General features: G+C 68.2%; 17 protein-coding genes and 1 pseudogene. 7 read left to right on the forward strand and 11 right to left on the reverse strand.

The genetic code is table 11. The features are described from left to right. Positions 1-15: 15 nt before the first annotated feature. From ACK41V_RS07385 to ACK41V_RS07395, 3 genes are all read right to left on the reverse strand, one after another. Complete coding sequence (locus ACK41V_RS07385) at positions 16-2088, reverse strand: acetoacetate--CoA ligase (RefSeq protein WP_409779978.1); 2073 nt, start codon at positions 2086-2088, stop codon at positions 16-18. Positions 2089-2435: 347 nt separating this feature from the next. Next, entirely contained in the window at positions 2436-3473 is a 1038-nt protein-coding gene (locus ACK41V_RS07390; RefSeq protein ID WP_409779981.1) for an IS110 family transposase, read from the reverse strand. A gap of 441 nt (positions 3474-3914) precedes the next feature. Beyond that, positions 3915-4460: a DUF4256 domain-containing protein gene (locus ACK41V_RS07395; RefSeq protein ID WP_409779984.1), complete on the reverse strand. Its 546-nt coding sequence runs from the start codon at positions 4458-4460 to the stop codon at positions 3915-3917. Between the two features lie 199 nt (positions 4461-4659). Between ACK41V_RS07395 and ACK41V_RS07400 the strand changes: the two genes are divergently transcribed. Further along, complete coding sequence (locus ACK41V_RS07400; protein ID WP_409779987.1) at positions 4660-5094, forward strand: hypothetical protein; 435 nt, start codon at positions 4660-4662, stop codon at positions 5092-5094. A gap of 192 nt (positions 5095-5286) precedes the next feature. Next, the gene (gene ubiM, locus ACK41V_RS07405; protein WP_409779990.1) at positions 5287-6585 is read left to right on the forward strand and encodes a 5-demethoxyubiquinol-8 5-hydroxylase UbiM; all 1299 of its coding nucleotides are present in this window, start codon (positions 5287-5289) and stop codon (positions 6583-6585) included. 175 nt (positions 6586-6760) lie between these two features. Here ubiM and ACK41V_RS07410 read toward each other — a convergent pair whose 3' ends face one another. The 3 genes and pseudogenes from ACK41V_RS07410 to mbnA form a co-directional block, all read right to left on the reverse strand. Further along, positions 6761-7693: a class I SAM-dependent methyltransferase gene (locus ACK41V_RS07410; protein ID WP_409779992.1), complete on the reverse strand. Its 933-nt coding sequence runs from the start codon at positions 7691-7693 to the stop codon at positions 6761-6763. A 169-nt stretch (positions 7694-7862) separates the two neighbouring features. Continuing rightward, positions 7863-8621, reverse strand: coding sequence for a zf-TFIIB domain-containing protein (locus ACK41V_RS07415; protein WP_409779995.1), 759 nt, complete (start codon positions 8619-8621; stop codon positions 7863-7865). Between the two features lie 7 nt (positions 8622-8628). Continuing rightward, positions 8629-8691 (reverse strand): annotated as a pseudogene (mbnA, locus tag ACK41V_RS07420) (methanobactin); the annotation flags it as partial. Positions 8692-8921: 230 nt separating this feature from the next. Between mbnA and ACK41V_RS07425 the strand changes: the two are divergent. Then, a complete protein-coding gene (locus tag ACK41V_RS07425; protein WP_409779998.1) occupies positions 8922-10073 on the forward strand; it encodes an ABC transporter substrate-binding protein in 1152 nt (383 codons plus the stop codon). A 123-nt stretch (positions 10074-10196) separates the two neighbouring features. Beyond that, positions 10197-10619, forward strand: coding sequence for a hotdog fold thioesterase (locus ACK41V_RS07430; RefSeq protein ID WP_409780001.1), 423 nt, complete (start codon positions 10197-10199; stop codon positions 10617-10619). Between the two features lie 16 nt (positions 10620-10635). On the opposite strand, the gene ACK41V_RS07435 is transcribed toward ACK41V_RS07430, so the two are convergent. The 5 genes from ACK41V_RS07435 to ACK41V_RS07455 form a co-directional block, all read right to left on the reverse strand. Continuing rightward, the gene (locus tag ACK41V_RS07435) at positions 10636-12225 is read right to left on the reverse strand and encodes a gamma-glutamyltransferase family protein (protein ID WP_409780083.1); all 1590 of its coding nucleotides are present in this window, start codon (positions 12223-12225) and stop codon (positions 10636-10638) included. Positions 12226-12266: 41 nt separating this feature from the next. After that, positions 12267-12656, reverse strand: coding sequence for an oxalurate catabolism protein HpxZ (gene hpxZ / locus ACK41V_RS07440; RefSeq protein WP_409780004.1), 390 nt, complete (start codon positions 12654-12656; stop codon positions 12267-12269). A 10-nt stretch (positions 12657-12666) separates the two neighbouring features. Next, positions 12667-15159 carry an ATP-binding cassette domain-containing protein gene (locus tag ACK41V_RS07445; protein ID WP_409780086.1) on the reverse strand — a complete coding sequence of 831 codons (2493 nt, stop codon included), beginning with the start codon at positions 15157-15159 and terminating at the stop codon, positions 12667-12669. A 62-nt stretch (positions 15160-15221) separates the two neighbouring features. Then, on the reverse strand, positions 15222-16100 hold the full coding sequence (locus ACK41V_RS07450) for a branched-chain amino acid ABC transporter permease (protein WP_409780007.1): 879 nt from the start codon (positions 16098-16100) through the stop codon (positions 15222-15224). Positions 16101-16178: 78 nt separating this feature from the next. Continuing rightward, positions 16179-17372 (reverse strand): ABC transporter substrate-binding protein, encoded by a 1194-nt coding sequence (locus ACK41V_RS07455; RefSeq protein WP_409780010.1) that lies wholly within the window; start codon positions 17370-17372, stop codon positions 16179-16181. Positions 17373-17639: 267 nt separating this feature from the next. On the opposite strand from ACK41V_RS07455, the gene ACK41V_RS07460 reads away from it, so the two are divergent. The 3 genes from ACK41V_RS07460 to ACK41V_RS07470 are packed head-to-tail and all read left to right on the forward strand — an operon-like array spanning position 17640 to position 20237. Then, a complete protein-coding gene (locus ACK41V_RS07460) occupies positions 17640-18092 on the forward strand; it encodes a nuclear transport factor 2 family protein (protein WP_409780013.1) in 453 nt (150 codons plus the stop codon). Next, positions 18089-19003: a polysaccharide deacetylase family protein gene (locus ACK41V_RS07465; RefSeq protein WP_409780016.1), complete on the forward strand. Its 915-nt coding sequence runs from the start codon at positions 18089-18091 to the stop codon at positions 19001-19003. The genes ACK41V_RS07460 and ACK41V_RS07465 overlap by 4 nt, the downstream gene beginning before the upstream one ends. A 10-nt stretch (positions 19004-19013) precedes the next feature. After that, a complete protein-coding gene (locus ACK41V_RS07470; protein WP_409780019.1) occupies positions 19014-20237 on the forward strand; it encodes an amidase in 1224 nt (407 codons plus the stop codon). Positions 20238-20239 lie beyond the last annotated feature (2 nt).

The raw sequence follows: 20239 nt of genomic DNA on the forward strand, positions 1-20239 counted from the left end.
CAGTGGTTTGGTGGTTCAGACGGGCTGCCCCTTGCGCTCGGCGGCAAACGCCACGTACCAGTCCAGGCACCCGGGGTTGGCCATCGCGTCCTTGTTGACCACCTTCTCGATGGGCTGGCCCAGCAGCAACTTCTTGATCGGCAGCTCCTGCTTCTTGCCGCTCAACGTGCGCGGCACTTCGGCCACTGCAAAAATATCGTCGGGCACAAAACGCGGGCTCAGCGCCGTGCGCACCGCGCCGTTGATGCGACCGCGAAGCGTGTCGTCGAGCACGCTGCCGGGGCGCAGCACCACGAACAGCGGCATGTAGCTTTCGCGGCCCAGGTATTCCAGGTCGACCACGAGGCTGTCGAGCACTTCGGGCAGGGATTCGACCGCGCTGTAGATCTCGCTCGTGCCCATGCGCAGGCCGTGGCGGTTGATGGTGGCGTCGCTGCGGCCATAGATGACGCAACCGCCGTTGGCGCCGATCTTGAGCCAGTCGCCATGGCGCCAGACTGCGCCCATGCTCGGGGGGCCGTCGCCACCACCGGGCTTGCGGCCGTGGCCTGCGGGGTACATGTCGAAGTAGCTTGAGAGGTAGCGGCTGCCATCCTTGTCGCCCCACAGGTACAGGGGCATGGACGGAATGGGCTGTGCGCAGACCAGCTCGCCCACCTCGTTCATCACCGGCAAGCCCTCGGCATTCCAGGACTCCACCGCCGCGCCCAGCATGCGGCACTGCATCTCGCCGGGCACTTGCGGCATTTCGCGGTGGCCGCCGATGAAGGCGCCGCAAAAGTCGGTGCCACCGGAGATGTTGTTCCACCAGATATCAGACGTGCCCAATGCCTCGAACTGCGCTGTGCCCCACTGCTGCACCTCGGGCGACAGCGGCGATCCCGTGGTGCCCAACGCGCGGATGCGGCTCAGGTCGCCATGGTCCGCCAGCGTGATGCCCGCCTTCTTGCAGTTGGCAAAAAACGCCGCGCCCGCACCGAAAAAGGTCACGCCCGTCTCGGCCGCAAAGCGCCACAACACGCCCCAGTCGGGGTGGTCTTTGCTGCCGCCGGGATTGCCGTCAAAGATCACGCAGGTGGTGCCCGACAGCAGGCCCGACAGCTGCGCGTTCCACATCACCCAGCCCGTGGAGCTGTACCAGTGGTAGCGCTCGCCCAAGCTGTTGGGCGCGTAGCTGCAGCCGATGTCGTTGTGCAGCACCTTGAGCTGCAGCGCCACCAGCACCGTGCCGCCGTGGCCGTGCACGATGGGCTTGGGTAACCCCGTGGTGCCGCTGGAGTAGACGATCCACAGCGGGTGGTCAAACGGCAGCCACATCGGCTCGAATGCCGCAGTTTCTGCATCATTTCGGGCCGTAGCGCTTGTCCAGCTTGCGCAACCAGCTATCGAAACAGAAGCATCGAGGGTGCCCAGCAACACCACATGCTGCACGCTGGGCAGGTCGGCGCGCAGCTCGGCCAGCACGCCCGTGCGGTCGTGGTCACGCCCGCCGTAGGTCACGCCGTCCACGCTGATCAGCACCTTGGGCTCGATCTGGCGGAAGCGGTCGAGCACGGCGTGTGTGCCCATGTCGGGCGCGCAAATGCTCCACACGCCGCCAATGCTGACCGTGGCCAGGAAGGCGATCATGGCCTCGGGCACGTTGGGCAGGTAGGCGGCCACGCGGTCACCGGGCTGGATGCCCTGGGCTTTGAGGTGCAACGCCAGCGACGCGACCTGGCGGCGCAGCTCGGGCCAGCTCAGCTCGCGGTGGTGGCCTTTTTCGTTGCGGCTGATGATGGCGGGCAGCCCTGCGGCGTGCGCGGCATCCACATGCCGCAGCGCCTGGCGGGCGTAATTGAACTGCGCCCCGGGGAACCACTGCGCGCCGGGCATGGTGTTTTTGCCCAGCACGGCGGTGTGGGGCGTGGGGGATTCGAGCTGGAAGTAGTCCCACACGCTTTGCCAGAAGGCGTCCAGATCGGTGGTGGACCAGCGCCACAGCGCGTCGTAGCTGTCGAACTGCAGGCCGCGCTCGTCGCGCAGCCAGTTCTGGTACAGACGGATCTGGGGGATGAAGGGCGGGGTGGTGGGTGTGGTTGTCTCCATGGCGACGCAGCGTACCAGTGCGCCCCCAGGCTGACCATGCCGGGCCGTCCCCGAATTGACAGCACGCTTAGAGCGTATATGGACGCCCCGAATAAGCCAAGCCCTCACTCACTGCTGCCAAGAAGGTAAAGATTGCACCCGTATATCCGGACTTGTTGTGGCGCGAGCCACGGTCCCTGATGGGAGTCGCTGATGGAGGTCCTATCGGCTCAACGCACTCGAAGTGCCACGCTCTAATCGGATTTCATCCACCACGGTCTGACCTGTCTTGCCATCACTTCATGATTGCTTGAGCAATCGGTTGGTTTTCTCCCGCTCCTCGTTCTTGTCGTGCCGGCGCTGGTTGCTCAGACCGACTCTCGTACGTAGCCCGCCTCGTAGCTCCTGCCATGCGCGAGCAAGGCCCACACCACGCGGGCATTCTTGTTGGCCAGCGCCACCGCCGCTACGTTCTTGTTGCGCCGCTGCAGCACACCATGGAGCCAGCCACACTGCGCGCTGCCCTGTCCCTTGTTCTGCGCGTGATAGATCACTGAGCGCGCACCGTGGATCAACAAGGTTCGCAGATACGTGTCGCCCCGTTTGCTGATACCCAGCAGGTTTTGTTTGCCCCCACTGGAGTGTTGGCGTGGCACCAGCCCCAGCCAGGCCGCCACCTGCCTACCATCCTTGAAGTTCTTTGCATCCCCCAGCGAGGCCACCAGCGCGCAGGCCGTGATGGGGCCAATGCCGGGGATCTGCCCGAGTTTGCGACTCAAGTCGCTTTGGCGGTGCCAGGCCACGATTTGTGCCTCCAGCTCCTGCACTTGGCGGTCAAGCTCCTTGAGATGGTCGAGCAGACGTTGTATCAACAGTCGAAACACGCCGGGCAACTCGTTGGCGGCATCCTCAATGAGCATTGGCACCCGTTGGGTAATGTGGCCTATGCCTTGGGGAACGATCACCCCAAACTCGGCCAGCAAGCCCCGGATCTGGTTGGCCTGTGCAGTGCGGGCCTTGACAAAGCCCTGGCGCACCCGGTGCAGGGCCAGCACGCCTTGCTGCTCCACGTTCTTGATCGGTACGAAGCGCATGCTCGGGCGGGTGACGGCTTCGCAGATGGCAGCCGCATCGGCCGCATCGTTCTTGTTGGTCTTGACATAAGGCTTGACGAACTGGGGTGCCATCAGGCGCACGGTGTGGCCCATGCCCTGAAGCTTGCGCGACCAGTGGTGGGCACTGCCGCAGGCTTCCATGCCAATCAGGCAGGGCGGCAGGTTCACGAAGAAGGCGGCCATCTGTTCGCGCTTGAGCGGCTTGTTGAACACGGCTTTGCCGTGCTCATCCACACCGTGGACCTGAAACACATTCTTGGCCAAATCGATGCCAATGGTTGTAATCTTCATGGTGGACGCTCCTGCTGGTTCAAGTGGAAGAACTGACATCTCCACTGTGGCACTTTCGATGCCGTTTAGGGTGGGGGCGTCCATCCCATTGGCTAACAAAACTCTTCTGGCGTCGTTGCCGCGCCTTGTCGTACTAGCCGTACTGCCTGCGACGCAGCGCCTAGCCAGAACCGCTTCGCTGAGTTTTGTGAGCCGCTCTTAGCAACCCTGGGCTTCTGCGGATTGCTGCTGCTGCAAACACCCATGGCATCGGGGCGCTGTGATGTCGTTTGGGGGCCACGGTGCGGGCGCGGGTGCGAGTACATCGCCTTGGCGGCGGGTTGATATTTTTAAGTGTTTTTGGCCTCTAGCGCTTGCTGCATAAGCGCCAACAGCTATACAAATTATAGCATTCAAACCCCGCTGCACGCGGGCCGCCCTGCTGCGGCAGACCGCGCTTTCTCACACCCACAGACACCCCCGAAACCCCCGCGCCGCGTAGTACGACTGCACACCGTTGTGATAGACGAACACGCGGCCATAGCGCCGGTCGCCAAACAGCGCACCGCCCAGTGCACGCACCGCGGGCGGTGTGGCCAACCAGCTGGACGTCTTCACGTCGAACTCGCCCAGCGCCTGCAGTGCGCGGTATTGGTCCTCATCCAGCAGAGCAATGCCCATCTCGGCAGCCATTTGCAACGCGCTGCCCTGCGGCTTGTTCTCCTTGCGCGCGTTCAGGGCCTCGCAGTCATAGCACAGGCTTCGGCGCTCGGCCGGGCTCTCGGCAGCGCAGTCACAAAAGAGGACCTCGCCACGGGCCCCGTCATGGCCGATCACATCGGGTTCACCGCCCGACGCCTCCATCAGCGCCAGCGCCTTGAGGGCCGCGGCGTTGCCATCCAGTTGGGCCGCCACCTTGGCCCAGTCCAGGCCCGGGTGCCGCTGGGGGTGTTGGGTGAAGCGGGTTTTCAACAGGTACAGCAGTGCATCTCGTTCTTTGGCTTTCATGGGCACGGTCCTTGGGGGAATGGAGAAGGCTTGTAGGCAGCAGCGGCGCATCGTCGTCGAAACCGGGGCGCTGGACAACCCGCGGGGCGGCGCAGCACGGCCCGCGGCTGCGTCTATGATCCGCAGCCAAACCCCGTGGCGCAGCCCGCGCCGCGAGGTGGCCACACCCCTCCCTGCTCACTCGAACCCGCCCTCCCCCATGCAAATGCTCATGTCCGCCTGGCCCGCACTGGTCTGGTTGTTGCCCGCGCTGGTGCTGGTGTCGGCCATCTACTTTCTGGCCAAGGGCGACCGGCGGGCCTTGGCGCACTTGATGGCGCTGCTGGCGTGTTTTGTGGTGGGCGCGCTGCTGATGGAGTTCTTCATCTTCATGGCGGCCCGCATGGCGCGTTCGGGCAGCGCGCAGGCCAACCCGGTGCTGGGCACGGGCACGCTGCAGTTGCTCAAGACCCTGGCCAACCCGCGCTCCCTTATCGCGGCGCCGGGTTCCTTGGCGTGGGTGGCGGCGTACAGCGTGCTGGTGTCGTACCTGTGGCTGGTGGTGACCTGGGTGCTGCATTTGCGCGGCGGCAAGAAGTCGGCGCCCGCACGCAAGAAAGCGGGCAAGACACCGCGCAAAACAGCCAAGACCTGAGAGGCTTGCCCGTCGGTTGTCTGGCGGCCAAATTTCAAGTGTTTTTGGCCTCTAGCGCTTATCCAATAAGCGCTGATAGCTATTTAATTTATAGCGTCATTCGCTTGACGGGGCAGGTTGATGCAGGGCAAAGCCTGCTCCACCCCACCCGCCCACAATGGCACGCACCCCTTTCTTTGCGTTGTTCTTGCCATGACCCTTCACAGCGACGTTCTCATCGTCGGCGCCGGCCCGGCGGGCCTGTCGCTGGCCATCTCTTTGGCGCAGGCAGGCTTCACCGCCACGGTGGTGGAACAGCAGCCCGAAAGCGCCCTGGCCCAGCCCGCGCCCGATGGCCGCGAGATTGCGCTGACCCACCCCAGCCGCGCCACGCTGGAGCGGCTGGGCACCTGGGCGCAGCTGGCCGACCATGAGGTGGGCACGATCTGCGAGGCGCAGGTGCACGACGGCCCGCTGGGTCAGCACAGTGCGTTGCAGCTGAGTGCATCACGGAGCGCGCCGGGCAACCAGTGCGTCGGCGCTGCGGCTACGGAGCCGCTGGGCTTCATCGTGTCCAACCACGCGTTGCGCCGCAGCGCCTACGCAGTGGCCGCACGCACACCGAGCGTACGCATCGTCACCCGCGCCCAGGTCACCCGTGTGGCCACGCTGGGCGCGCAGGCCGAACTGGACTGCGTGACCGCATCAACCGACAACGCCACCAGCGGCACCCCAACCGAGCGCCTGCACGCCCCGCTGCTGGTAGCCGCCGACAGCCGCTTTTCGGCCACGCGCCGCCAGTTGGGCATCGGCGCGCAGATGACGGACTTTGGCCGCACCGTCATCGTCTGCCGCATGCGCCATGCGCTGCCCCATGGCGGCGTGGCGCACGAGTGTTTTGGCTACGAACGCACGCTGGCCGTGTTGCCGCTGCCCGATGACCCGCTGGACGGGCACGCCTTATGTTCCGTGGTGGTCACAGCGGCTGCGGCCGACGCCGCTGTGCTGATGGCCCAAAACCCCGAGGCCTTTGCGGCCCAGGTGCAGGCGCAGTTCAAAACGCGGCTGGGGCCCATGCGGCTGGTGGGTGAGCGCCACGCCTACCCGCTGGTCGCCGTGTATGCCCAGCGCTTTGTGGGCCCGCGCTGCGCACTGCTCGGCGACGCTGCCGTGGGCATGCACCCGGTGACCGCGCATGGCTACAACCTGGGCCTGGCCGGTGTCGAGCGTTTGACCACCGCGCTGGTGGCCGCCCGGCAGCGCAGGCAGGACATCGGCAGCGCCGACGCGTTGGCCTCGTACGCCCGCGGCCACCACCGGCACGCCTGGCCCATGTACCAGGGCACCAACGCCATCGTGCGGCTGTACACCGACCCGCGCCCGGTGCCGCGCCTGCTGCGGCAATGGGTGCTGCAGGGCGCGCGGCGCCTGCCGCCGCTGCAGGCGGCCATCGTGGGGCAGTTGACGGGCCAACCGCCACGATGGGTGCGCGCACTGGCGCCCAGGCAGTAGCACGTCATTCGCAACCGGAGCGGCGCAAGCCGGTGCCACTGGGGATTGGCTTTGCCAGGCCACCGGTGGCGTCCCCCTCAGGGGCTGAGATGCCGCGGCTCCAAGCCTGCCTGCGCAGGCTTGGACGGCATCGAAGAGTTGCAGCCTCCGGCGGTGACACCGAGCGGGTCGCGGCTCAGGCGGAGCCATCCTCCACACCCAGTGTGGCCATGCCATACAGCGGCGCACCCAGCCAGGGCCGCCACAACATGTCCAGCGCGATGCCCGTCCAGCCGTAGCACTCCGACACGCTCTGCTCGCGCAGCAGCGCCAGGCGCGGATGCACCTGTTCCAGCTCGGCCATGCGGCCGACGCCCCAACAAAACTCTGCCCCGGTGAGCCCCACGCTGGCATTGGCAGATGCACGACCCACCGCCTGGCGCGTGAGCACATCCAGCACCATGCGCGAACCTGCAGGCGCGCATTGCGCAAACTCGGCCAGCACGGCGTGCACTTGCGCGGGCTGCAAGTACATCAGCACACCTTCGCAAACCAGGAGCACCGGCTGCGCATCGGTTTTCGTTGGCAGCCCCAGCCGCTTCCACCAGCCGGGCTGGGTCAGGTCCACCTGGGCATGCCGCGCACGTGGGCAGCACAGCGGCAGCAATTGCTCGCGCAGCGCCATCACCTCCGGCAGGTCTGCGTCCAGCCAGTGGTTGGCCCCCGCGTCGAGCCATTGAAAATGGTGCGTGAGCCCGCAGCCCAGGTTGACGCCCAGCGCCTGCGGATGATCGGCAAAAAATGCCCGCCCCACCTCTTTGATCGCCCGCGTGCGCCACAGCACGTTGAGCACCGTGGGCAGGTCGTCCAGGTAGGCGTTGACGTCTGCGCCCAGCTCAGCCAGCAGTTTCGTGGCGACCGCGTCCTGGCAGGCCAGCCACGCAAAGTACCGCCCGCCATGCGCGCGGGCCGCCAGGGGGATGAGCAAGGTGCTGGGCACGGCGTGGAGCTGGGCACGCTCCAGCAGGCAGGGCTGGTCGGTGCTGCCATCCTCGTGTTGCGCGGGCGTGCTTTGTGCACGCAGTGGGTAGGCGGAGCGTCGTCGGCTGGGGGGCGGCGGCTGCGGCATGGGGCTCTCCTCGGGTGGCGAAGAGGCGCCACGGTGGGTGGGATGCGGGAGGCCCAGGGCGCAGGCCTGCCCCATTGTGGACGCATCCCCCTGCGCGTGGGCAATGTCCGCCCGCAGCGAGCGTGTATGGGGCGGCCCCGCGCTGCGGTTCACCGCAGCGTGAGCAGACTCAATGGCTTCTGGTCTTGATCAACGCCCAGACCATCTCCACCCCCGCGGCCAGCAGGTCGCCGGTGAACCCGGCATCTGACGCGTCGGCGGTGCTGGTGAACGCCTTTTTCTGCCGCTCGCGCTCCGCCCGTGTGCGGTCGCGCTCCAGGGCGACCAAGGCATCGCCAATGTCGACCTGCGGGGACGACGGCGTGCCCGCAGGCACCCGGGCGCTGGCTTGCGCGTAGCCCTCCAGGGCGTTGACCACGGCCTGGGGGTCGATGAGGGAAAAAGCGGCACGGCAATAGGGGCAGGCGTGGTCCTTGCGGATGTCCACCGGGGCGCCGCAACTGGTGCAGTAGATGGCGCCCACGCGTCTGGCCAGGTCGTCGATCTCGGGGCGCGTCATGTGGCGCACAAAGCCTTTTTCGACCATGAAGGACGAGAACGCGCTGAACCGCCCGTGCTGGCGCCCACAGCGGTAAATCATGTAGCGGCCACTGCGCACCACGTCAAAACCTTTGGCCAGGGTGGTGTTGCAGCGCGGGCAGGCCATGGGGTCGGCCAGGGGCTGGTGTTGGTCGGTGCGGTGTTCATGCAGCACGCGGAACAGCTCCACCACCGATGCGGGCGACAGCTTGAGGTTCTCATGCCGGTCAAACCACAGCCCCTGGCAGGCAAAGCAGATGTCCAGCTCCAGAGGTTCGCCCTGGTTGCTGGTGAACCGGTGGACCTGCATCGGCTGACGGCAGGACGGGCAGGACGGTGCAGAGTTCATGAACGGGTCAACGTTGAAGGGCGGGGGCGCAGCATGCGCCAGCCATGCCGCGCACCTGCAACTGGCGCCGATGCTAACCGGTGGTCGAGATGCGCCCGCCCACAGGCCAAGCCCGAACGGACTGGTGTCGCTGTACCGCACCTGCCGCGCCGGGTGTCCCCATTCCGTTGGTTCCTGACAGCCAATTGCCAGCCTGGGCAGATAAGATCAGGGTTTTCCCTAGGTCTATCAACCTCCCCTCTGCCCACCCCCACCAGCCCCCACCCGGGGCTGGTTGCTTTTTGTCTGTGAGTTTTTGCCATGCAACGTCGCCAGTTCACCCAATCCCTTGTGGCCGCAAGCACCGGCCTGCTGTTGGCCACTTCGTCCCGCGCCGTGGGTGTGCAAGACCTCATGGACGCCAAAGTGGTAACCATTGGCTGCTCGCTGGGTACCAGCGGTGCGCTGGCCAGCCTGGGCAAGGAACTCAAGCAGGGGCTGGACGCCGGTTTTGCGCAGGCCAACGCCAAGGGCATCCACGGCCGCGAGATCAAGCTGCTGGCAATGGACGACGGCTATGACGCCGCCCGCTCTGAAGAGAACGTGCGCAAGCTGATTGCCGATGCCAATGTGGTGTCGCTGATCTCGTGCATGGGCACGGCCAACAACCAGCGCATCATGCCCCTGGTGGACGAGGCGCAGATTCCCTATGTGGCCCCTCAAAGCGGCGCCACCTCGCTGCGCAAGGCCGAGTACCGCTCGGTGTTCCACGTGCGCGCCAGCTACGCTGATGAAGCCCAGCGCCTGACGCAAAAGCTGGTGTCCATGGGCATGACCGACCTGGCCATCGTGTACCAGGACACGGCCTTTGGCCGCGAGTTTCTGGCCGACGTGAACAAGGCCATGGCCGCCGCCAAGCAGCCAGTGCCCAAGGCTTTCAAGCTGGATGCGCAGGGCGCTCAGGTAGCCGACGTGGTGGGCAAGGCCGTTGCGGCCAAAGCCACTGCCGTGCTGTTGGGCACGGCAGGCGACATCACCGCCACGCTGGTCAACGAGTTCAAAAAGGTGTCGCCCAGCACACCGCTGGCCGCCACCAGTGTGGCCCTGAGCGGCGACAACCTGCGCCAGTTGGGCGGCAAGGCGTCGGGCATTGCGCTGTCGATGGTGCTGCCAGACGCCGGCCGCACCAGCGTGGCCGTGGTGCGCGACTACCAAAAAGCCATGCGCGCGCTGGGCTTCCAGGAATTCTCGGCCCGCAGCTTTGAAGGTTATGTGAACGCCCGCGTGCTGACCGACGGCCTGGAGCGCGCTGGCCGCGACCTGACCCGCGCCAAGCTGCGCACCGCCTTGGCGGGCATCCGCAGCAATGATCTGGGCGGTCTGTCCATCGACTATGCCGGTGGCGCGCCGTATGTGGGTTCGCGTTTTCTGGACCTGGGCGTGATGGGCGCCAACGGCCGTATGGTGGGGTGATGGGTGCTGAGAGCGCCCCGCGTCCCTTAGCGCGGAGGCTCAGTGCGGCAGTTGTAGGGGCCGAGTGGGCACAATGGCCCGCTTTGAACTGATTCTCTTTCTGCCTGACCGAGATTGCCTCCCATGCCCATCTGGAAAAAGTCCGCCACCCTCGCCGCGCTCAACGCTGCCAACCACAACACCGCCGCCCAGCACCTGGGCATCGAGATCACCGAACTGGGCGATGACTTTGTGCGGGGACGCGTGCCCGTGGACCACCGCACAGTGCAGCCGTTTGGCCTGTTGCATGGCGGGGTGAGCGTGGTGCTGGCCGAATCGCTGGGCTCCATCGGCGCGTATTACGCCAGCCCCGAGGGGCACAACGCGGTAGGCCTGGACATCAACGCCAACCACCTGCGCTCTGCCACCAGTGGCTGGGTCACCGGCACGGCGCGGCCGGTGCACATTGGCCGCAGCACACAGGTGTGGCAGATCGAGATGGTGAATGAGGCGGGGGAATTGACCTGCGTTTCGCGGCTGACGATGGCGATCCTGGCGCCGCGCTAAAGCCGTCTACCCAACCCTAAACCCCCGCGCAGATCCCGTCGGCACGCGGGTCGGTCGCGCCCTCGATGCGCCCGTCGGGGTGGAACGCCACCGCCCCGGCGTGGCCCATCATGTCCTCGAAAGCGCCCACCACCTGCACGTCGTGGCCGGCGGCGCGCAGTTGGTCCACCAGGGCCGGGTCCGCGCGCGATTCGAGCTTGAGGTTGGTGGAATGGTCGCCCCAGGTGCGGCCCAGCAGCCAGCGCGGCGCGGTCACCGCGGCCTGCATGTCCTGGCCGAAGAGCACATGGCGCGTGAACACCGCCGCCTGGGTCTGCGGCTGGCCCTCGCCGCCCATGGTGCCGTAGGCCAGCACGCGCCCGTCTTTCAGATGCGCCAGCGCCGGGTTGAGGGTGTGGAACGGCAGGCGCCCGGGCGCCAGCTGGTTGGGCCCGGCACCTAGCGTGAACGAGGCGCCGCGGTTCTGCCAGTGCAGCCCCGTCTCGGGCAGCACGATGCCGCTGCCGAACTCCCAATAGATGCTCTGGATGTAGCTGACCACGTTGCCCTGGGCATCGGCGGCGCCCATCCACACCGTGTCGCCGGGCTCCGTGGGTTCGGGCCAGGGCGCAGCGCGGACCTTGTCGATGCGTGCCACCTCGGCGTCGAGCGAAGCCGCCTGCAGGAAAGCCGCCGGGTCGGCGCGCATGAAGGCCGGGTCGCCCACGTGCCGGTTGCGCCAGGCGAAGACCCGCTTGGTGGATTCCACCAGGCCATGCACGTGGTCGAAGCCCTCGGCCTGGCCCACGCCCAGGCGGTCGAACAGGCCCAGGATGGCCAGCGACGAGACGCCCTGCGTGGGCGGCGGCTGGTTGAAGACGCGGCCGGCCGACAACTGCACCGACAGCGGTGTCACCTGCTGGGCGTGCCAGCCCTCCAGGTCGGCCAGCGCCAGCGGGCTGCCCAGGGCCTGCAGGTCGCGTGCCATGCTGCGCGCCAGGTCGCCGCGGTAGAAGTCGTGCAGCCCGGCCTCGGCCAGGCGCTGCAAGGTGGCGGCGATGCGCGGCTGGCGCAGCGTGTCGCCGCGGTGCGGCTGGCCCTCGGGCGCGAAGGCGGCGGCGAAGCCGGGCACATGCTCCAACTCGGCCCACTTGGCGCGCGTCAGCTCCACCTGGGAGGTGGTGATGGGCATGCCCTCGCGCGCATGGCGGATCGCGTCTTCGAGCAGGCGGGACAGCGGCAGCGGCTTGCCGCCCCAGGCGCGCGCCACTTCCAGGGCCTCGGCCCAGCCGCCGATGGCACCGGCCACGGTGAGCGCCGCGCGCGGCCCGCGCGTGGGGATGGCCGCATCGCCATGCGCCTGGTAGAAGGCCGCGTCCGCCGCCTGCGCCGCGCCGCCACAGGCGCGCACTGCGACCGGGGCCGCCGTGCCGGGCGTGTGGATGAGCCAGAAGCCATCACCGCCCAGGCTGTTCATGTGCGGGTAGACCACGGCGATGGCGGCAGCCGTCGCGACCATGGCCTCCACCGCGTTGCCACCCTCGCGCAGCACGGCGGCGCCGGCCTGTGCGGCCAGGTGGTGGGGGGCGGTGACCATGCCACCGCGGCTTTGCAGGCTGTGCAACATCGAGAAGTCTCCTGGGTATCGGTCGGTCAGTCGTTTGTCGGTCAATCCATCAACGATACATGGGCTGCGACAACACACCAACCCTGGCCGGGCATGCGCACCCAGGTCTGCTGCTGGCGGCCGGTGCGCGCGCTGCCTTCGCGCGTGAACTCGGTGCTGGCGGTGGCAAAGTCGCGCCCGTAGGTGGTGAGGGTGGTGTTGCGCAGCGTTCGCGCCAGGCCGGCCGCCGAACGGCCGCTGCGGAAGGCGCGGATCGCGTCGATGCCGTAGAGGCATTCCGTGGCGCCGTAGCGCACGGTGTTCGGACCGTGGAAGAACAGGGCATCGAGCACCTCCACCTCGTTGTGGACCAGGGCATGCTCGTAGCGCGCAAAGGCGGCGGTGACCTCGGCGAGGACATCGGGCAGGTTGATGGCAGTGGGGTCGTCCATGGCGTTCAATTCAATGTCCACCACCGAGGTAGGCGCGGGTCAGGGCGTCATTGGCGGCAATTTCCGCCGCCGTGCCCTGGGCCACCACGCGCCCGCCTTCCAGCACATAGGCCCGGTCGGCCAGCGACAGCGCCAGCGCCGCCATCTGGTCCACCAGCACCAGGGTCATGGATTCGTCGCGCAGGCGCGCCAGCGAGGCGAACAGCTCTTCGATGACCTTGGGCGCCAGGCCCAGCGAAGGCTCGTCGAGCAACAGCACGCGCGGGCGGCTCATGAGGGCGCGGGCAATGGCCAGCATCTGCTGCTCGCCGCCCGAGAGCAGGCCGGCGCGCTGGTGCAGCCGCTCGCGCAGGCGCGGAAAGCGCTGCAGCATCTCCTCCACCCGGGCCTCGCGACCCTCGGGGTGGAGGAAGGCGCCCAGGCGGATGTTGTCGAGCACCGAGAGCTCGGGAAACACCTGGCGCCCCTCGGGCACCAGCACCAAGCCGCGCGCCACGATCTGCTCGGCGCGCAACGGGCCCAACTCCACGCCGTCCATGTGGATGCCGCCCGACAGCGGCCGGTGCAGGCCCGCCAGGGTGCGCATCAGCGTGGACTTGCCCGCGCCGTTGGCGCCCAGCAGCGCCACCATCTCGCCCTGGCGCACGCGCAGGTCCACGCTGTGCAGCACGGGCTCGGCGCCATAGCCGGTGGTGAGGCGGCCCACGCCCAGCACTTCGGGGGCATCGGCCAGCAGGGCCCGCGCTGCGGCGGCATGCACCGCCACGGCACCACCGGCGCCATCGCCCAGGTAGGCCTTGCGCACGGCGGGGTGGGCCTGCACCTCGGCAGGGCTGCCTTCGGCGAGGTGGCGGCCCGACTCCATCACCACCACATGGTCCGACAGGCCCATCACCAGCGCCATGTCGTGCTCCACCAGCAGCACGCCCACGCCCTGGTCGGCAATGCGGCGCAGCAGGGCGGAGAGCTGGTCCTTGTCCTCGGTGGACAGGCCGGCGGCCGGCTCATCGAGCAGCAGCACCTCGGGCCGCAGGGCCAGTGCGCGGGCAATCTCCACCAGGCGCCGGTCCACGTGGGCCAGGTCGGCGGCCGGCACCTGCACGGCGCCCCGGTAGCCGCACCAGGCCAGCAGGGCGCGCGCCTCGTCCCGCGCACCGGGCGAGCATACGCGGCCATCGCCCAGCAAGGGGCCCAGGCCACCGCGTGCCAGCGCCAGGGCGACGTTGTCGAGCACGCTCAGCGAGCCGAAGAGCTGCGAGGTCTGGTAGCTGCGCGCCACACCGGCCCGGGCGATGCGCCAGGCGCCCCGGCCCTGCAGCGGCTCGGCGCCCAGCAGCGCGCCGCCGCTGGTGGGGGTGTAGAAGCCACTGAGCATGTTGAGCACCGTGCTCTTGCCCGCGCCGTTGGGCCCGATCAGGCTGGTGACGGCACCGGGCCGCACGGCGAACGACAGCTCACTCACCGCGCGCACGCCGCCGAACACCATGGACAGGCCTTGCGCGCTCAGCGCACGGCTGCCCTCGGGTTTCAGGGTGGGCAAGGCAGCGCCTGATGCGGTGCCCGCATCCGCGCTGGCCGGCGCATTGCGGTGCAGGCGCGCCAGCAGCCCTACCAGGCCTTGTGGCGCCACCCACAGCACCACCAGCAGCAGCGCGCCAAAGAACAGCAGGCGGTATTCCTCCAGGCTGGACAGCAGCTCGGGCAGCAAGCCGACGATGACCGCGCCCACCAGCGGCCCGGCGATGCTGCCCGCCCCGCCGATCATCACCACCAGCACGAACAGGATGGACTGCAGGAAGGAGAAGCTGTGCGGTGTGACGAAGCCCGACAGCGGCGCATACAGCCCGCCCGCCAACCCCGCGAGCAGGGCCGACACCGCAAACGCCACGGTCTTCACGACCAGCGGGTTCAGGCCGATGGACTCGGCCGCCGTCTCGGAGTCGCGCACCGCGCGCAACGCGGCGCCCCAGGCGCCCCGCGACAACCGCGTATAGGCCAGCAGCGCCACCGCCACGGCCACGATGGCCAGCACTGCGATGGCACGCTCGCCGCGCAGCGCATCGATGCCCAATGCCGGTGCGGCAATGCCCATGATGCCGTTCTGCCCGCCGGTGAGCTCGCGCATCTCCACCGCGCTGTGCTCCACGATCAGGCCGAAGGCAATCGTCACCATGGCCAGGTACGGGCCCTTGACGCGCAGCGCCGGCAGGGCGAGCAGCGCGCCCATGGCGCCGGCCATCACGGCAGCGACCGGCCAGGCGGCCCAGAAGCTCCAGCCGGCCTTGGTGGTGAGAATGGCCACGGCGTAGGCGCCGATGGCGTAGAAGCCCACGTGCCCAAACGAGACCTGGCCCGACAGGCCGAGCAGCACGTTCAGACCGATGCCCACCAACGCGAGCAGCGCCACGTTGGCCAGCACGAAGACGTAGTAGCCATTGACCTGCGTGGCCAGCGCCAGGCCCACGGCTACGCCCAGCGCCGTGAGCACGAGCAGGGTGGGCATGGCCAGTCCGCGCGCGGACGAAGGAAGGGAGGATGCGTTCTGCACGGAGGAGAAAATCGTCTTCATACCTTGCGCACCAGGGCACGCCCGAAGAGCCCGTTGGGCCGCACGGCCAGCGCCACGATGACGAGCGAGAAAGTGAGGATCTGCGTGTAGCCCGAGCCCAGCGTGGAGGTGATCAGCGCCTCGGCCACACCGAACAGCAGGCCTGCGGCCATGACGCCCCAGGCACTGCCGATGCCGCCCAGGATGGCGACCGCAAACGCCTTGAGGCCGAACAGCGTGCCCATGTCGGACTGCACGTTCACGAGTGGCGCGATGAGCACGCCGGCCACGCCGGCGAACACGGCCGACAGCGCGAACGCGGCCGACACCACCCGCCCGATGGGGATGCCCATGAGCCGCGCCGCATCGCGGTTCTGCACCACGGCCAGCATGGCCGTGCCCCAGCGCGTGCGCCGCGCCACGAAGTGCAGCACGGCGGCCAGCACCAGGCCGATGGCCGGGATGAGGAGCTGCAGCGGGTACACGCCCAGGCCGATGTCGCCCAGCGTCATCGGTGCCTGGGCCAGCGGCGACGGCAGGCTGCGCGGCTCCTTGCCGAAGGTGAACATGGCCAGGTTGTCGACCACGATGCCCAGCGCCACGGTGGCCATGAGCCAGGCGTCGGAGCCCCGGCGTGCGAAGGGGCGCACCGCGAAGAACTCCACGGCCAGGCCATAGAGCGCGCACAGCAGCAGCGCCAGCAATACCGCCAGCGCCATGGGCCAGCCCAGCACCATGGCAAAGCCGTAGGTGAGCACGGCGCCCAGCATCATGGAGCTGCCCTGGGCGAAGTTCACGGTGCCGGAGACGACGAAGGTGACGTGAAAGCCCAGGGCCATGAGCCCGTACATGCTGCCCAGGCCGATGCCGCTGATGAGGGCGGAGAGAAAGAGCATCGTGGTGATCGAAGAAGAGAGAAAAGGCAGGAGAGATCCCGCGCCACGCAGGGCGCGGGACCGCGAGGCGTGCAGGGCTTATTTTTCGAGGCCGACTGGCAGGATGCGGTTGCCGATGAACTGCGCCCAAACGTAGTCGTTCTCGCTCAGGGCGTCGTGGTTGGCTTCGCTGAAGGGCTTGTCATAGCCCTTGATCAGGCCGTCGTACTTGCCGATCTTGTAGAAGCCCTGGCGCACGGCATCGCCCTCGGTGCTGCCGGCCTGGGCGATGGCCAGCGCCGCCAGCTGCATGGCGTCGTAGGCGTTGGCCACACCCACCGCGGGGGTGATGTTGTCGGGGCCCTTGATCTCGGGGTACTTGGCCTTGAGGGCCGCCAGCACCTTCTCGCCCACGGGGCCCTGCTTGCCGAAGAAGCTGTAGGTCTGCACGAAATGCACGTTCTTGGCATTCGCACCGGCCAGTTCGGTGAAGCGCCCCCCCGCAGGACCCCAGTGCGAGACGATGGGCACCTGCCAGCCCATGCGGTCCAGCGACTTGACCACCTGGGCCGAAGGGCCCACGTTGCCGACCAGGAACAGCGCGTCGGCGCCGGCGGCCTTCAGGCGCGTGAGCTGGGGCACCACGTCCACGTCGCTGTCGCCAAACTTCTCGATGCCGGCGGCTTTCATGCCCTTGGCGGTGAGCGCTGCGGTCAGGCCCTTCTCGTTGGACTCGCCCCAGGGGTTGTTCACCAGGATCATGCCGGGGTTTTTGGCGTTGAAGGTCTTTTGCGCATAGGCCAGCATGCCGCGGTCGACGATCTCGTCCACGGCCGAGACGCGGAACGCGAAATTGGGCTTGGCGCCGTTCTTGGTGACCGGCGTGCCTGCGGCCCAGGGGCCCATGAAGGGCACCTTCTCCTGGTTGGCCAGCTGCACGATGGCGATGGAGACCGGCGTGTCCAGCCCGCCGAAGAGCACGGCCACCTTTTCCTTGTAGATCAGTTCGCGCGCAGCCGTCACGCCCTTGGCGGGGTTGGCCTCGTCGTCGCGGCGCACCAGTTCGAACTTGCGGCCGCCGAGCAGGCCGCCCTTGGCGTTGATCTCCTCGATGGCGATGGTCAGGCCGCGCGTGATGGCGTCCCCCGCCAGTGCCGACTGGCCCGAGAGGGCGGTGACCAGACCGACCTTGATCGGTTCGGCGGCATGGGCGGCGCCCATGGTTCCCAGGGCGGCCCAGGCCGCAGTGGCGAGCGTGGCGACGGCAAAGCGGCGGCGGGTGGTGAAAGGCATGGCGGTTCTCCTGCAGTGGCGGGTGGACGGGGATGAACGGATCGGTGGGCGGGTGTCGGTCCGCCTCGGGAGGCTCCACCAGCAAGCAACGTGCCAATGTCAACAAACACCAATATCCATTGGCAACTTTATTGATATTTCATTGTCGACAATCTGGCACACACTTTGCTGACAATAAAAACCAGAGGCAGTTCACCGCGTTCCGCCCCATCCCGAAGCAGCCCCCGCAATATTTCGCACTCCGGTGGTGCGATCAGGAGCACCAACATGCAGCAGCAAGCACACACACCACCCACCCAGGACGCCGGCGCCATCGTCGAGGAGTTCCTGCGCCTGGTGATGATTCCGGACCCTGCGGCCGCCAGCCGCTTCGTCGCGCCGGGCCTGGCCATCCGCTTCACGGGTGGGCGACCCATGCGCCAGCCGGCCGAGTGCAGCGCCTTCAACGCCACGCGCTATGCCTGGGTGAAAAAGAAGTTCGAGAGCACCGACGTCGTGGCCGGTGCCACGCACGAAGAGGCCGTGGTCTACAACACGGGCACGCTCTACGGCGCCTGGCCCGATGGCACGCCGTTCGAGGGCAACCGCTATGTGGACCGCTACGTGCTGCAGCGCGGCCTCATCGTGCGCATGGACGTGTGGAACGACAGCGCCGAATGGCTGCTGGTGCGTGCCGGCCTGGCCGCGCCCTGGTCGCCCACCCAAGGTGCCGGCGCATGATCACCAGCATCTACGGCGATGGCCCCCTGCCCTCCCATGGGCGCTTCGGCTACACGCCCATCACCCGCCGCCCCGACTACACCTGGCCGAACGGCGCGCGTCTGGCGGTCTACCTGGGCTTCAACCTGGAGCATTTCGCTTTTGGCGGCGGGTTGGGTGCGCGCATCGGCCCGGCATCACCCGAGCCCGACGTGCTCAACTACAGCTGGCGCGAGTACGGCAACCGCGTGGGGGCCTGGCGCTGCCTGGAGCTGTTCGACCAGCTGGCCCTGCCGGCCGGCTGCATTTTGAACACTGCGCTGTACGAGCACTGCCCCGAGCTGCTGGCCGCTTGTACAGCGCGTGGCGACGAGCTGATCGGCCACGGCCACACCAATTCCGAGCGCCAGGGCGACTTCGCCGAGGCGCAGGAAGCCGCGCTGCTGTCCGCCTGCCGCGAACGCATCGCACAGGCCAGCGGCGGCGCGCCCACGGGCTGGCTCTCGCCCTGGATCTCCGAGAGCCCCACCACGCCCGACCTGCTGGCCGAGGCAGGCTACCGCTACACCCTGAACTGGGCGCACGATGACCAGCCCGTGCCGATGCACACGCGCAGCGGCCAGCGGCTGTGGTCGATTCCCTACCCCCAGGAGCTCAACGACATCCCGATGATCATTGCGCGCCAGCTCGACGGCAAGGATTTCGCGCAGATGATTGTCGACAATTTCGACGAGATGCTGCAGCAATCGACCGCACAGCCATTGGTGATGGGCATCGCCCTGCACCCCTATCTGGTGGGCCAGCCGTACCGGCTGCGGCACCTGCGCCGCGCGCTGGAGCATGTGGCCCGCGCACGCGATGCAGGTGCCGTGTGGTTCACCACGCCCGGCGCCATCTGCGGGCACGTGGATGCCCTGTTCCCTTCTGCCTGAGCCCCGCCCCATGCACCACCCCATCGCTTCCCCCGGCCTGCCCTTCACCGACATCGTCAACGCCTGGGTGCCCCATGGCCATTTCGTGATCGAAGGGGCGCCCGACGGCCCCTTGGTCGGCCTGCGCTTTGCCGCCAAGGACGTGTTCGACGTGGCCGGCCAGCCCACGGGCGCGGGCAACCCCGCCTGGCTGGCCAGCCATGCCCTGCCCGACCGGCACAGCCCGGTGGTGCAGCGCCTGCTCGATGCCGGCGCCACGCTGTGCGGCAAGGTCGTCACCGACGAGCTGGCCTACAGCATCCACGGCCACAACCTGCACTACGGCATGCCGCTCAACAGCGCAGCGCCCGAGCGCATTCCAGGCGGCTCGTCGAGCGGCTCGGTCGCGGCAGTGGCCGCGCGGCTGGTGGACTTTGCGCTGGGCACCGACACGGGTGGATCCACCCGCGTGCCAGCCAGCTACTGCGGCGTGTGGGGGCTGCGCACCACGCATGGCCTGGTGTCGCGCGAAGGCCTGGTGCCGCTGCACGACAGCTTCGACACCGCGACCTGGTTCGCGCACGATGCAGGCACCTTCGAACGTGTGGCCCAGGCACTGCTGCCTGCCACCTCCTTCGCGGCGGCGCGCGCGGTCGTGCTGCTGGACGCGGCTGCCGTGGCCGACGCCGAGGTGGCCGCACTGCTGCCCCGCGTGGGGGAAGTGCTCGCCAGAATCCTGCCCCAGGGGGCGGGCGCGGCAACGGCAGCCCAGGGCAGTTCGCTGGAGGACTGGCGCCGCCACTATGTGGCCTGGGGCGCCCATGAGGCCTGGCAGGCCCATGGCGCATGGATCGCGGCCAACGCGCCCGGCTTCGAAGACGCCATTGCCGGCCGCTGGCAGGCCGCGTCAGAGGTCACGGCCGAGGCCGCCGGGGCGGCGCGCGCCGCAGGCCAGGCCGCCCGCGCCCAGGTGCGTGCGCTCGTCGGCAATGGCACGGTGCTGATCGTTCCCTCGGCCGCCAGCGTGGCGCCGCTGCGCAGCGCCGGCGGCACCGAGATCGATGCCATCCGCGCGCGCACCCTGCGCATCTGCTGCATTGCCGGGCTGGCCGGACTGCCGCAGGTGAGCCTGCCGCTGGCCACGGCCGGTGGCCTGCCCGCAGGGGTGTCGCTGATCGGCCCGGCGGGCAGCGACCTGGCCCTGGTGCGCCTGGCGGTGCAGGTCTGGCAAGCGCTGCAGGACGGCAGGCTCTGAAG

The organism is Acidovorax sp. (genome assembly GCF_046291265.1).
Lineage (GTDB): Bacteria > Pseudomonadota > Gammaproteobacteria > Burkholderiales > Burkholderiaceae_C > Acidovorax.

Bases quoted from the DNA above. Each gene is read 5' to 3' on its own strand.
- ACK41V_RS07385 (WP_409779978.1), bottom strand. From the start codon at position 2,088: ATGGAGACAACCACACCCACCACCCCGCCCTTCATCCCCCAGATCCGT.
- ACK41V_RS07390 (WP_409779981.1), bottom strand. From the start codon at position 3,473: ATGAAGATTACAACCATTGGCATCGATTTGGCCAAGAATGTGTTTCAG.
- ACK41V_RS07395 (WP_409779984.1), bottom strand. From the start codon at position 4,460: ATGAAAGCCAAAGAACGAGATGCACTGCTGTACCTGTTGAAAACCCGC.
- ACK41V_RS07400 (WP_409779987.1), top strand. From the start codon at position 4,660: ATGCAAATGCTCATGTCCGCCTGGCCCGCACTGGTCTGGTTGTTGCCC.
- ubiM (WP_409779990.1), top strand. From the start codon at position 5,287: ATGACCCTTCACAGCGACGTTCTCATCGTCGGCGCCGGCCCGGCGGGC.
- ACK41V_RS07410 (WP_409779992.1), bottom strand. From the start codon at position 7,693: ATGCCGCAGCCGCCGCCCCCCAGCCGACGACGCTCCGCCTACCCACTG.
- ACK41V_RS07415 (WP_409779995.1), bottom strand. From the start codon at position 8,621: ATGAACTCTGCACCGTCCTGCCCGTCCTGCCGTCAGCCGATGCAGGTC.
- ACK41V_RS07425 (WP_409779998.1), top strand. From the start codon at position 8,922: ATGCAACGTCGCCAGTTCACCCAATCCCTTGTGGCCGCAAGCACCGGC.
- ACK41V_RS07430 (WP_409780001.1), top strand. From the start codon at position 10,197: ATGCCCATCTGGAAAAAGTCCGCCACCCTCGCCGCGCTCAACGCTGCC.
- ACK41V_RS07435 (WP_409780083.1), bottom strand. From the start codon at position 12,225: ATGTTGCACAGCCTGCAAAGCCGCGGTGGCATGGTCACCGCCCCCCAC.
- hpxZ (WP_409780004.1), bottom strand. From the start codon at position 12,656: ATGGACGACCCCACTGCCATCAACCTGCCCGATGTCCTCGCCGAGGTC.
- ACK41V_RS07445 (WP_409780086.1), bottom strand. From the start codon at position 15,159: ATGCCCACCCTGCTCGTGCTCACGGCGCTGGGCGTAGCCGTGGGCCTG.
- ACK41V_RS07450 (WP_409780007.1), bottom strand. From the start codon at position 16,100: ATGCTCTTTCTCTCCGCCCTCATCAGCGGCATCGGCCTGGGCAGCATG.
- ACK41V_RS07455 (WP_409780010.1), bottom strand. From the start codon at position 17,372: ATGCCTTTCACCACCCGCCGCCGCTTTGCCGTCGCCACGCTCGCCACT.
- ACK41V_RS07460 (WP_409780013.1), top strand. From the start codon at position 17,640: ATGCAGCAGCAAGCACACACACCACCCACCCAGGACGCCGGCGCCATC.
- ACK41V_RS07465 (WP_409780016.1), top strand. From the start codon at position 18,089: ATGATCACCAGCATCTACGGCGATGGCCCCCTGCCCTCCCATGGGCGC.
- ACK41V_RS07470 (WP_409780019.1), top strand. From the start codon at position 19,014: ATGCACCACCCCATCGCTTCCCCCGGCCTGCCCTTCACCGACATCGTC.